Raw genomic sequence first — 13,195 nt, 5'->3', positions numbered from 1 at the left:
ATGATGTTTGGGGTTAATTTTTGTTTTGAGTGGCGTGCAGCTAACGATGTTACTAAAAAACTTTATCTTATCTTTGTAGTAAAAGTATGATTTTAGAATGAATTGGGAACGATTATTGTCTTCGAGGCGATTCGGGATGGAGGAATATCACACCGAAAACAGGCACGACAGGACGGAATATCAACGCGATTATGACCGGTTGATTTTCTCATCACCTTTCAGACGTTTGCAAAACAAAACGCAGGTCTTCCCCCTTCCCGGAAGCGTGTTTGTTCACAACCGGTTAACCCACAGCCTTGAAGTGTCGAGTGTCGGGCGTTCACTGGGAGAGAATATCGGCCGTGGAATTCGCCAGAAATATCCCTCTTCGCCGGCTCACTTTGAAGAGACGGGAGCTATCGTTTCCGCTGCTTGTCTGGCGCATGATCTGGGAAACCCTCCGTTTGGGCACTCGGGTGAAAAAGCCATTTCTACTTTTTTCTCCGAAGGTAAAGGACAGGCGTTACAGCAGCAAGTGGAAGCCGAAGGGGGACGGTGGACCGATTTTACCTGTTTTGAAGGAAACGCCAATGCCGTTCGTTTATTGATGCATCAGTTTAAAGGACGCCGTAAAGGTGGTTTTGCTCTGACTTATTCCACCCTGGCATCCATTGTTAAGTATCCCTATTCATCGGAGCTGAGCGGCGGAAAAAACAAGTTTGGTTTTTTTGCTTCGGAGGAAGACGATTACAGGATTATTGCCGATGAACTCGGTATTCCCTGCCTAGGAGAGGATCCGGTTTGTTATACGCGTCATCCGTTGGTCTATCTGGTGGAAGCCGCAGATGATATTTGCTACCAGATCATGGATATTGAAGATGCCCATAAACTGCATTTGATTTCTACCGAAAAAGCCAAAGAGCTTTTTCTCAATTTTTTTGAAGGCGAAAGACGACAACGCAGAATCAATAATTTGAATTTTGTTAGTGATATTAACGAACAGATCGCTTATCTGCGCGCAAGTGTCATCGGATTGTTGGTGAATGAATGTTCGGAAGCATTTTTAAAACACGAAGAAGCTATCTTGTCGGGAGAATTTAAGGGTTCGTTAATAAAAAATATATCCGAAAAAACACAAAGAGCATACAGGAACTGTTCCGATTTTGCCGTAAATAATATTTATTTGTCAAAAGATGTACTGGATATTGAGTTGGCAGGATACAGAATTATCGGATTTTTGCTCGAAAAATTGTCGGAGGCCATACAGAATCCTTCTCATACGTATTCAAAGCTGTTGCTGGGAAGAGTCCCTGAACAATATGAGCCGGATTCGGATGATCTCTATTCTAAAGTACAGTCAATCATTGATTACGTATCCGGAATGACCGACATCTACGCACTCGACTTATACCGGAAAATTACGGGAATGGGGTTGCCGGCAATATAATTAATTAGTGTCAAATTGTAAGCGAAAAATATTTTTTAATTTTTTATTGAAAAAATTTGGAGGCTTTTAATTTATTTTTTATATTTGCAACGTGGTTTTTTCATAATAGTATTAGATTTAAGGTTAACATGTTTGGCAGGATGTCGCGAGATATCCTGCCAAAATCTTTTTTAGGGGGATATTCATAAACTTCCACAAAATAATTACAAAATATTTTCTACCCTACGCAAACTTTTTTAATTTTGTATCAAGATTTTACGTTATGCGGAATAAATTTCACCTCATTTTTATAATTGGGTTTTCCCTGCTACTTTTACAATGTTCAGGCGACAGAAGATTGTATCGGGAACTGGTGGAAATGGCTGATAACCTCAACAAGTCCGTACCGGCTCAACTCGATGACCATACCATTTTTCTGGGGGCAGATGTAACGGAAGGCAATGTTTTTCAGTATCGGTATCAACTGGTGAATACAGCTGAACCTCAGTCGATGCTCCGGGCTGTGGAAGAGCAAACGAAAAACAATATCCGGGAGGCGTTCAGGTTGAATCCTGACTTGAAAATTTTCACGGAAAACGAAGTTAAAATTGATTATATTTATACCGATTCCGCGGGAAACATACTAAAAATAATACACATTACACCTGAAGATTACAAATAAAACATTACGATTATGAACCGTTACTTTTACATTGACAGCGAAGGAAAACAAAAAGGCACATTTTCACCCGAAGAGTTGAAAAGCGAAAACATCAAAAAAGATACGCTGGTGTGGGCGCCAGGGATGAGCGAATGGGTACGTGCTTCGAACGTTGCCGAATTGGATACCCTTTTTGTTGATAATGCAGGTTATTATCCGCCTCAACCGGCTGCGCAACCCGTGACCCCGCCTGCCCAACCGTTGAGTTACGGAGGCTCTCTGCAACAACAGCCGATGCCTAAATCGTGGCTAATCGAATCTATCTTAGCCACTGTACTTCCGTTTTTACTCTGCAGCAGTATATTCAGTCTTCTCGGAATTATAGGGATTGTGCATGCCTCAAAAGTAGAATCTCTTTATGCCCGCGGTGACTATACTGGCTCGCTGGAAGCTTCCGGTCAGGCCGGAAAATGGACAAAAATTGCCATGTGGATAGGTATTGCCTGGGTAGTTCTGTGGATTGTTGCCATAATTCTCATTATCGCTTTTGGCGTGTCGATGGCCGGCATAAGTGAGGTGTTTAGCGGATCTGGATACGAGATTTAATTTGGATTGACCAAGACGGGTAAAATAGTTATAGGTGCTGCCATTAGCCTTTTGCTTGTGGCAGTTGCTTTTATGTTTTATCTCTTCGACCCCGAGGAAATGGCTGTGTTTCCCCGTTGTCCGTTTCTTCTGGCTACCGGATATGAATGTCCCGGATGCGGTTCTCAACGCGCTATTCATGATATGTTGCACCTGGACTTAAAAAGCGCTTTTTCACAGAATGCACTTATCCTGTTCTTGTCTCCGTATTTATTGTTTGGATTTTACCTGGCTTTTTTTAATGGGAAACACCGTTTCCCGAAATGGGAGAAACTGCTTTTTGGTAAATGGGCGGCTATATTTGTGATATCGGGAATAATGGTATATTGGGTAGTTAGGAATTTGTAAATCTGCTACGTTAGCTTCTCCCGTAAGAACCTGCCCGTATGCGATTCCTTACATGCAGAAATTGTTTCAGGCGTGCCTTCACAGACAATATAGCCACCGGATATTCCGCCTTCCGGGCCTATGTCGATGATGTGGTCGGCGCACTTAATTACTTCCATGTTGTGCTCGATAATAATGACCGTATGCCCTCTTTCTATAAGTGCATTAAATGCTTTCAGCAGTGTTTTGATATCGTGAAAATGTAGTCCAGTAGTTGGCTCATCAAAAATAAAAATAGTGGGTTCCGATTTCTCTTCACCCAGGTAAAACGCTAATTTTACACGCTGATTTTCTCCACCCGACAATGTTGAAGAGGATTGTCCGAGCTTGAGATAGCCCAACCCTACATCTTGTAGCGGTTGCATCCTTTTGGTGATTTTCTTTTCCGTTGCGCCTTTCTGTGCCCCGAAAAACTCGATTGCCTGATTGATGGTCATTTCCAGCACTTCGTGGATGTTTAATCCCTTGTATTCAACATCCAGAATTTCCCGAGAAAAGCGCTTGCCATGACACGATTCACATTCCAGCCGGATATCGGCCATAAACTGCATCTCCACTGTAATTGTACCCTCACCCTTGCACTCGTCACACCTTCCGCCTTCTACATTGAACGAGAAATGTGCCGGGGTATATCCCATCTGTTTGGCAAGCGGTTGAGCGGCAAATAGCTTACGGATTTCGTCGTATGCCTTTATGTAGGTGACCGGATTGGAACGCGTGGATCTGCCGATGGGGTTCTGGTCGACAAATTCCACCGATTGGGCAAGTTTTAAATCGCCGGAAATGGCGTTAAATTCAGTTTGTTCCAATGCACTTCCTTTGTAGTAATTGTGTAAAGCGTTGCTTAGCACATCGTTTACCAGCGAAGATTTTCCCGATCCGCTGACACCTGTTACCACGGTCATGACATTCAACGGAAATCTCACATCTATGTTTTTAAGGTTGTTTTGTCGTGCACCCTTCACTTCGATAAAGTTGTTCCATTTGCGGCGGTGTTTCGGAACATCAATCTTTTCTTCCCCCGTCAGGTACCTCACCGTATGGCTGCCGGTGTTTTTCACCAACTCCGATACATTGCCCTGATACATGATTCTTCCACCTAGTCGCCCCGCTTCGGGGCCGATATCAATAATATAGTCTGCTGCCCGGATAATCTCTTCGTCATGTTCCACCACTACCACGGTATTGCCCAGTTGCTGCAGCTGGCGTAACACTTTAATGAGCAGGTGGGTATCCCGGGAGTGCAGCCCAATACTCGGTTCGTCCAAAATATAGAGTGATCCAACCAGGCTACTTCCCAGGGATGAGGCCAGGTTTATTCGCTGGCTTTCTCCTCCCGAAAGGGTGTTTGATAACCGGTTCAGTGTCAGGTAACCAAGTCCTACCTCAATCAGGAACAGGATACGGTTGTTGATCTCCGTAAGCAACCGTTCAGCAATGGCGGCATCGGTTTCATTGAGTATAAGTGTGTCAAAAAACAACTTTAACTCCGTAACGGGCAAGAGAACCAGTTCGCTTATATTTTTCCCGCCTACCTTCACGAATCCGGCCTCTTTTTTCAGCCGGGCACCTTTGCAAACCGGACAGGTGGTTTTTCCGCGATACCGCGCCAGCATCACCCGGTACTGAATTTTATAAAGATTCTCTTCCAGCATCCGGAAAAAATCGTTGATCCCGTAAATGCCGAGATCATGACGCCCGTTCCATAAGATGTCTTTCTCTTCATCGTTCAACCCGTAATATGCCCTGTGAATGGGAAAATCGACTTTATAAGCGTTGAAAACGAATTCTTTGCGCCATTCACTCATTTTTTCGCCTTTCCAGCATTGTACGCACTCCTCCTGAACCGAGAGGCTCTTGTCGGGGATAACCAGGTTTTCGTCAATTCCAATTACTTTTCCGAAACCCTCGCATTTGGGACAGGCACCTACCGGGCTGTTGAAGTTGAACATCAGGTCCGACGGTTCTTCGAACGTGATCCCATCCGCTTCGAAACGGTTCGAAAAAGTAAAAGTTTCTGCACCGTCTTGTGTCCAGAAACGGACGATACACTCGCCCTTCCCTTCTATAAAAGCGGTTTCTACCGAATCCGACAGCCGGTTGACGACCGATTTGTCGCCCGAACAGGACAACCGGTCAATAACCAACAGGACATCCTGAATATCCGGTATTGTCTTTTGTGCCAAGAGTTCGTCGATCCGATAAAAGGTATCGCCCACATCCACACGCGAAAAGCCCTCTTTCATTAAAACGTCCAGTTGCTCCGGTAACGTTCTTCCGTTTCGCAGTTGTATGGGCGAAAGCACCGCCATACGTGTTCCTTCCCGGTATTGAAGCATTTTGGCAATGACATCGCTGACGGTGTGCTTTTTTACCTCATCACCGGAAACGGGCGAAATTGTTTTACCGATCCGGGCGAAGAGTAGCCGCAGGTATTCATAAATTTCGGTAGAGGTACCTACGGTTGAGCGGGGATTTCGGGTGTTTACTTTTTGTTCAATGGCTATGGCCGGTGGAATTCCTTTAATAAAATCACACTCGGGTTTGTTCATCCTGCCAAGAAACTGGCGGGCGTAAGCCGAGAGGCTTTCTACATAGCGGCGCTGGCCCTCGGCATAAAGCGTATCGAATGCCAGGGATGATTTCCCTGAACCGGAGAGACCCGTGATAACGGTAAATGCATTCCGGGGAATAATTACGTCGATGTTTTTGAGATTATTGACGCGTACTCCTTTTAGTTCTATTTGCTTCTCGCTGCTCATAAATTGGAATTCAACCTGCAAAGATAACGACTTTATTGAAATATTTTCCGTATTTTTGCAAATCACGAAATTTGGAAGAATCAGAATAACACCACCGATGAACGATTTTTTTTCGGATATAACGCACGAATTTACACTGCCGTTTACCAATCCCGTTCTTATCTTTGCGGTGTTGCTGGCTATTGTTTTGCTGGCTCCGATTTTGCTGAAACGCTTCAATGTGCCGAGTATTATCGGACTTATTGTTGCGGGAGTGATCATTGGCCCGTTCGGACTGAATCTTATCGATAATAATCACCCGGGTGTGTCGATGTTCTCGACGATCGGATTGCTTTACATTATGTTTATCGTAGGGTTGGAACTTGATTTGAACGAGTTTGTCGCCAATAAAAACAAAAGCCTTGTCTTTGGTTTCTTCACCTTTATCCTTCCGCTTTCCATTGGATTCCCGGTATGCCACTACCTGCTGGGGTACGACATAAACGCTAGTTTCCTTACGGCCAGTATGTTTGCTACGCACACATTGGTCACCTATCCTATCGTGAGCAGAATGGGGGTCGCTAAAAATCAGGCGGTTGCCATTACGGTCGGAGGTACCATCCTGACTGATACGGCCGTTTTGATTATTCTTGCACTTATCTTATCCAGCAGTGATGGCGGGCTAAATCTGATCTTCCTGCTGAAATTGCTGGTGTCGCTGATCGTTTTTTCCGCTATTGTTTTCCTGCTCATTCCACGAATTACCAAATGGTTTTTCCAGAAAGCCGAAGGGGAGAAATACCTGCATTACATTTTTGTACTGTTTGTGGTGTTCTTCTGCGGCTTTTTGGCGGAACTCGGGGGGATTGAGCCGATTATTGGTGCTTTTGCTGCGGGACTGGCTCTGAACAGGTTGATCCCGCATTCATCGGCCTTAATGAACCGGATAGAGTTTTTTGGAAACTCATTGTTTATTCCTATCTTTTTGATCTCCGTAGGGATGTTGGTGAATATATCGGTAGTATTCAATGGATTAACAACCGTGTTAATTGCTTTGGCACTTACCGTTACTGCTGTTTTCGGAAAATGGGTAGCCGCTTTTTTTACGCAGGTTATCTTTAAGTACTCGGTAACACAGCGGAACATTATCTTCGGATTAAGCAGTTCTCATGCTGCAGCTACCATCGCGGTTATTATTGTAGGATATAATGCGGGTATCCTGGATGAATATATTTTGAACGGAACGATTATTCTGATCTTACTGACTTGTATTGTTGCTTCGCTTGTTACGCAGAAATCGGCCAAAGAACTTGCTATCAGCCAGGAGAATGCTCCGTTTGCCGAATCCGACTTAGGCGCTTTTGCGCAGGAGAAAATTCTGGTACCCATTGCTAATCCGTCAAATATTGGACACCACGTGGAGCTTGCTTTGCTGATGAAAGACAAGAAATCGGTGAATGCGGTTTCGTTGCTAGGCGTGGTGCCCAATAATGAGGAAGCCGAAAAAAATATTGTGAGTTTTCGCAAACAGTTGAAGGAATTCGTACAAAACGCCGTGGCTGCTGAAATTGATGTGGACATTGTTACTACCATTGACCATAATGCGGCAAGCGGAATTGTTCGTACTGCCCGTGAGTTGATGACGGATATAGTGATTTTGGGTTGGCCTGGAAAAACAGGAGTGCTGGAAAAACTGTTGGGAGATAAAGTAGATTTGATCATCAAGAATGTGGATAAGAACATGTTTATATGCCACATCGAACAGGAGTTGATTACTCACAAGCGCATTGTAGTGATTTCTCCGCCGCTTGTGGAAAGAGAACTCGGATTCGACTTATGGCTTCAAAAAGTGGTGAAGCTGTCTCAGGAGTTGTCTGTCCCCGTTCTGCACCTTGGACATCCCGATACACAAGCCGTGATATCAAGCAAGAAAAACGGTGGAGCCCCCTTCATCTTCAAACAGTTTGTCGATTGGCACGATCCGCTTTCCTGTGGCGACAATATCAGGGAAGACGATATGATTATTTTCGTATCGGCACACCAGGGATACCTTTCACACATGTCCATACTTGATCATTTACCTACCCGTCTCGAAGAGCGTTTTCCCCACCACAGCCGTATTGTTATTTATCCTAAACAACGGGTAGTTGAAGGGTTGCTGGAAAGTGACGACTCTTTGTTTGTTCCCTCTAATTTTTAAGTAATGAACTATTTTCGAATCACGTTAATCGCTTTTACAGCGCTCCTGGTATTAAGTTGTGGAGCATCAAGACAATCGTTGATCCGCACTGTGGATACTTCTCTCAAGCACGAGTTTCGAGGGGTCTGGGTGCAAACCGTCGGGCAATCCCGTTATCAGCAGATGAACAGTGCAGCCATGAAACACTATTTGTCCGAAATGGTACGTAAGTTTGACGAAGCGGGTATCAACGCACTTATTTTCCAGGTTCGTCCGGAAGCGGATACTTTCTATCCGTCGGATCTCGAACCCTGGAGCCGTTTCTTGACGGGTGTACAAGGTAAATCTCCCGATGATCCCAGTTTCGACCCCCTGGCTTTCCTCATAGAAGAGTGTCATAAACGGGGAATGGAGCTGCATGCTTGGCTAAACCCTTACCGGGTAAAAACAAATATCAATAACCCGCTTGCTCCCAGCCATATCTACTGGAAGTATCCTGAACGATTTGTCCAATACGGAAATCAACTTTTTTTTGATCCCGGGTTGCCGGAGAACCGGAGCTTTATTTGCCAGGTTGTTCGCGATATCGTTTCCCGGTATGATGTGGATGCTGTTCATATGGACGACTATTTTTATCCCTATCCCATTGCCGGAACTCCTTTTCCTGATGATAACAGTTTCAATGCGTATGCCGGTTCTCAGGGATTTTCTGCGGGACAGCGTGCCGATTGGAGGAGAAACAACGTGAATCTACTTATCCAACAACTCAAATACACCATTGCGGGAACAAAACCGTGGGTACGTTTCGGTGTTAGCCCGTTCGGTATTTACCGCAACAAGCGAAACACACCCGACGGCTCCGGAAGCGATACCAATGGATTGGAAAACTACGGAGACCTCTATGCCGATATCAAGCTGTGGGTGGAAAAAGGATGGATCGATTATAATCTCCCGCAACTTTATTGGGAAATCGGACACGAACGTGCCGACTACACCACGTTGCTTCAATGGTGGAATGCCAACAACTTCGGTCAACCACTCTATATCGGCCAAGATTTGCAGCGCAGCATGGATAAAAATGAACTGGATGAAAAGATTCGTCAATCGCGTGAAATGTCATTTGTACACGGTAGCTGCTTCTGGTACGGTTACCTTATTCTGGAAAATTCCGGAGGAATTGCCGATGCGCTCAAAGCAGGGGCTCATCGTGCCAAAGCGCTTATTCCGGCCTATACTCACCTACACAAAGGACGTCCTGTCAAAGTGAAAAAACTTACGCAGATTTTTACCGAAGATATGCACTTTCTTGCCTGGGAGCACCGAAGACAGCCCCAAAATCCCGAAACCGCCAGGCAGTTTGTTATTTATCGGTTCAGTGCCAACGAAAAAGTAGACCTCGATCGGGCCGAAAATATTGTAGCGGTAACTCCCGACAATTTCTACGTGTTGCCCTACGAAGGAGGAGGAAACAAATATACTTATGCGGTGACGGCATTAGATGCGTTTAAGAACGAAGGAAAAGCGGCAAAGATCAAGGTTAAGCTTTGATGTGAAATTGGTTATGTTAATTTATTGAAAACAAAAGAATGATTCAATCGGAAAATTATCCCATGATTGCCAAGACCATGGCAGAGCTCGAAGACGTACTGGCTGAAGAGCTGATCACTTTGGGTGCCAACGATGTGGAAATTGGCACAAGAATGGTCTCCTTTACCGGCGACAAGGCATTGATGTACAAGGCGAACGTGCATTGCCGTACGGCCTTGCGCATATTGAAACCAATCTATAATTTTAAAGCTGAAAATGCCGGCGAGGTGTACGATGCCCTGAAACAACTCAACTGGGAAGATTATTTGTCGCTCGACAAGACATTTTCTATTGATGCGGTAGTGTTTTCCCACATTTTTAACCATTCAAAGTTTGTGGCGTATAAAGTGAAGGATGCTATTGCCGACTGGTTTTCTGAAAGATACGAAAAACGTCCGTCGGTGAGTGTGACCAATCCCGATATTGTTTTCAATATTCATATTGCACACAATAAATGTACATTATCGCTAGACAGTTCGGGAGAATCGCTCCACAAACGGGGCTATAGGATTGCGCAAACCGAAGCGCCTCTGAATGAGGTGCTGGCTGCCGGCATGATTCTCAAGTCGGGCTGGCGCGGAGAAAGCACTTTCGTTGACCCCATGTGCGGATCGGGTACATTGTTGATTGAGGCGGCCATGATCGCTTTGGGAATTCCTCCCGGCATCCACCGGCAGAGTTTCGGGTTCGAAAAGTGGAGCGACTTCGACGAAGACCTCTTCAGTGACATTTACAACGACGATAGTGGTTCGCGTGACTTTCCGTACAGGATTGTGGGTTCGGATATTTCACCTAAAGCGATTTCCGCTGCAGAAAAAAATATAAGGAACGCCGGATTGAAGAAACAGATTGATCTAAGTGTAAAGCCTTTTCAGCAGTATGTGGAGCCACCTGCCCCGAAAGGAGTTTTGATCACGAATCCGCCGTACGGGGAAAGGATAAAGGTGGATGAGCTTACGGAACTGTACGCCATGATTGGGGAGCGGCTGAAGCATGTCTTTACCGGATACGACGCCTATGTGCTGAGTTATCGGAAAGAATGCTTCGACAGTATCGGGTTGAAACATTCCAAACGTTTTTTTCTTTTTAACGGTGCGCTGGAATGTGAAATGCGGGGATATGAAATTTTTTCAGGAAAAAGGGATGACCGTCCTAAAAAAGAGGGATACCGCCATTCCAGGACTGCCGGGGAAGGGAATGAATTCAAACCAAAAGGCGAGTTTAAGTCCAAACGTGAGTACGATAAACCGGAGAAATCATTCACCCCGAGCAGGCGTCCCTCCGGAACAGAAAGCAAAACCGGAAGACCCCTCTTTGAGAGGGATGATAGGCCGGCTAGACATATGCCAGAGAGACGTTCTTCCGGTACTGAAAGCAGAAGCGGGAAACGTACGTATGGAGACGATAAAAAACCTCGGAGTTTTAATTCTTCCCGCGGTGAGAAAGGGAGGAAATCCTAAGATATACCTGGCATTGGAATCCGTTTCGATGCCATTCTTTTTGCTGCAGCCCGATCAGTTTTTCCGTTTCCGGTTTGTGGAATTGCCTCCACCATAAGAATATGCAACGGTTGTTGCAAGCGGGGTAAGTGGCGCGAGCATATCTCCCTGGCCCGGGCAATAGCTGATGCTGGTGTAATCAGCAACACCAATGCCTCGCCCAGCTTCGGGTGTGGTACGGAGGTAAATACAACCGGCCCGTCTATATGTGGACGCAATGTCGCTTCTACCGCTTCTATCTGTATTTTGATACCTCCGCTGATGACTACATTGTCTTTTCTACCCAGGATGCGGAAAGTTCCCGTTGTCCCTATCTCCGCGATATCGTTGGTAGTTAGTGGCTTATCGGCTACCCGCGGGGCATTGATCACCAGCGTTCCTTCGTCCGACAGTTTCACCTGAACGCCCGGTAGAGGAGTATACCGATCGTCGGCCTCTTTGCCGCTGATTCTGCGCAACGCAATGTGTGATACCGTCTCGGTCATTCCGTAGGTGGAGTAGATGGCGTTGGGGAGATCTTTCAGCGCTTCTTCCAGTTGCGGGTCGATAGCCCCTCCGCCAATAATCAGCCTGTCGATTCTTGTGAGCCGTTCTTTCTCCTCTTTCCTTTGCAGGGAGTTGTATACCTGCAGTGGAACCATTGCGGCAAAGTTGATCTGTTGCCTGTCTTCCGTAAGCGGATGGCCGGACGGATCTGCTACCAACAAATTGAAACCACCGTAGAGCGCGCGCACCACCATCATCTTCCCGGCAATGTACTCCAACGGCAGGCAGAGCAGTGCCGTGTCACCCGTTTTCAATCCCAGGTAATCGCAGGTGATCGCCGCGCTCTGCAGCATCTGATCCTTACGTACTATTATCTCTTTCGGTTTACCGGTGGAGCCTGATGTATGCAACGTGAGCAGTAGAGAGGGAGAGTACCACTCTCTCAGAAAAAGCGAGAGTTTATGGTGGAAGGGCGACCGTGTGGCAAACCTCGGAGGAGTTTCACTAACTAACTCTTCCCGGGGATAGCGGATCCCCTCAATCGTTATGCTATCCATACTCCTGCAGGGGTTTGTCGGGAAAGTTCCCTGACGTTTTAAACCATAGACTGTCGTCCCTGATCTCCAATGGTAGGGGGAGGTTGTTGAGGTATAGCGAGCCGGTGCCGAGTCCCTGAGGCAGGGGGTTGCCGAGGGTGGCGCACCACTGGGCGATGCTGTTGAGCCCGATATTGGATTCCAGGGCGGAGGTAATCCACCAGCCGATTCCCAGCTTTCGAGCCAGTGCGATCCATTCGTTGCAGCCGCTGATGCCGCCATGCAGTGAGGGTTTCAGGATGATATACTGCGGTTGTATCGTTTCCAGCAGTCTCCTCTTCTCATCCGGATAATGGATACCGATGAGCTCCTCATCCAACGCGATGGGCAGGGGTGTGGCATTACAGAGCTGGGCCATCTCCTCCCACTGCCCCGCCCGGATGGGCTGTTCGATGGAGTGAATTTTCAATGGAGCCAGCCTTTGCAGTTTCTCCCCTGCCTCCTGGGGTGCAAATCCACCGTTGGCATCCACTCGGAGGGTTAGACTGGGATGGCTGATACGGATATAACGAAGCAATTCAAGCTCCTGATCGAAGTCGATGGCCCCAATCTTCAGCTTGATGCAGCGAAACCCCTTCTCAAGCAGGTTCTTAGCCTGCTGCTTCATCCTGTCAAAGCTTCCCATCCAGATCAGTCCGTTGATGGGAATACCCTCCTCGCCGCGGCTGAAAGGGCTATTCCACAGTTGCCATGAATGTTGCAGGTAATGCCGTAGGGCTGTCTCCAGTCCGAAGAGGATGGAGGGGTAGCGGCGCAGCAGTTCAGTTTCCACCTGCTGCTGTTCCTCCGTGATCCGACAGAAGCGGCTGAGTGTCTCTGCGTAGTTGTCGTCATAGTCGCAACTCAGGTCCGGTAACGGTGCACACTCGCCGATACCCATGTGGGAAGGGTCATTGTTGTTACGAAACAGCACATACCAGACCCGGTGCTCGCGGTATACGCCGCGTGAAGTGCCGGCTGGTTGTTTGAACCGAAGTGTGTGAGGGATGATCTCGGTAGTAAACACGGT

Annotated in this window: 10 protein-coding genes; 7 read left to right on the top strand and 3 right to left on the bottom strand. The window is 46.6% G+C overall.

The window, feature by feature from the left end; genetic code table 11:
- Positions 1-97: 97 nt before the first annotated feature.
- The 4 genes from dgt (at position 98) to KCV26_03485 (ending at position 3,059) form a co-directional block, all read left to right on the top strand.
- Positions 98-1,426 (top strand): dNTP triphosphohydrolase, encoded by a 1,329-nt coding sequence (gene dgt / locus KCV26_03500; protein ID WZX37466.1) that lies wholly within the window; start codon positions 98-100, stop codon positions 1,424-1,426.
- A gap of 262 nt (positions 1,427-1,688) precedes the next feature.
- Positions 1,689-2,087 carry a hypothetical protein gene (locus tag KCV26_03495; GenBank protein WZX37465.1) on the top strand — a complete coding sequence of 133 codons (399 nt, stop codon included), beginning with the start codon at positions 1,689-1,691 and terminating at the stop codon, positions 2,085-2,087.
- A 12-nt stretch (positions 2,088-2,099) separates the two neighbouring features.
- The gene (locus tag KCV26_03490) at positions 2,100-2,672 is read left to right on the top strand and encodes a DUF4339 domain-containing protein (protein ID WZX37464.1); all 573 of its coding nucleotides are present in this window, start codon (positions 2,100-2,102) and stop codon (positions 2,670-2,672) included.
- A 6-nt stretch (positions 2,673-2,678) separates the two neighbouring features.
- Positions 2,679-3,059, top strand: a complete 381-nt coding sequence (locus tag KCV26_03485) for a DUF2752 domain-containing protein (GenBank protein ID WZX37463.1) — start codon at positions 2,679-2,681, stop codon at positions 3,057-3,059.
- Positions 3,060-3,064: 5 nt separating this feature from the next.
- Here the strand turns inward: KCV26_03485 and uvrA are convergent, their stop codons facing one another.
- Positions 3,065-5,860 carry an excinuclease ABC subunit UvrA gene (gene uvrA, locus KCV26_03480; protein WZX37462.1) on the bottom strand — a complete coding sequence of 932 codons (2,796 nt, stop codon included), beginning with the start codon at positions 5,858-5,860 and terminating at the stop codon, positions 3,065-3,067.
- A gap of 97 nt (positions 5,861-5,957) precedes the next feature.
- On the opposite strand from uvrA, the gene KCV26_03475 reads away from it, so the two are divergent.
- From KCV26_03475 to KCV26_03465, 3 genes are all read left to right on the top strand, one after another.
- Positions 5,958-8,039 carry a cation:proton antiporter gene (locus KCV26_03475; GenBank protein ID WZX37461.1) on the top strand — a complete coding sequence of 694 codons (2,082 nt, stop codon included), beginning with the start codon at positions 5,958-5,960 and terminating at the stop codon, positions 8,037-8,039.
- 3 nt (positions 8,040-8,042) lie between these two features.
- Positions 8,043-9,566 carry a family 10 glycosylhydrolase gene (locus tag KCV26_03470; GenBank protein WZX37460.1) on the top strand — a complete coding sequence of 508 codons (1,524 nt, stop codon included), beginning with the start codon at positions 8,043-8,045 and terminating at the stop codon, positions 9,564-9,566.
- A gap of 62 nt (positions 9,567-9,628) precedes the next feature.
- Positions 9,629-11,065, top strand: coding sequence for an RNA methyltransferase (locus KCV26_03465; GenBank protein ID WZX38311.1), 1,437 nt, complete (start codon positions 9,629-9,631; stop codon positions 11,063-11,065).
- Here the strand turns inward: KCV26_03465 and KCV26_03460 are convergent.
- A complete protein-coding gene (locus tag KCV26_03460) occupies positions 11,062-12,147 on the bottom strand; it encodes an AMP-binding protein (protein WZX37459.1) in 1,086 nt (361 codons plus the stop codon). The genes KCV26_03465 and KCV26_03460 overlap by 4 nt on opposite strands.
- The gene (locus KCV26_03455; GenBank protein ID WZX37458.1) at positions 12,140-13,192 is read right to left on the bottom strand and encodes an o-succinylbenzoate synthase; all 1,053 of its coding nucleotides are present in this window, start codon (positions 13,190-13,192) and stop codon (positions 12,140-12,142) included. Before KCV26_03455 ends, KCV26_03460 begins: the two co-directional genes overlap by 8 nt.
- Positions 13,193-13,195 lie beyond the last annotated feature (3 nt).

This window comes from Petrimonas sulfuriphila, assembly GCA_038561985.1.
Taxonomy (GTDB): Bacteria; Bacteroidota; Bacteroidia; order Bacteroidales; family Dysgonomonadaceae; genus Petrimonas; species Petrimonas sulfuriphila.
This window is presented reverse-complemented; position numbering and strand designations above follow the sequence as displayed.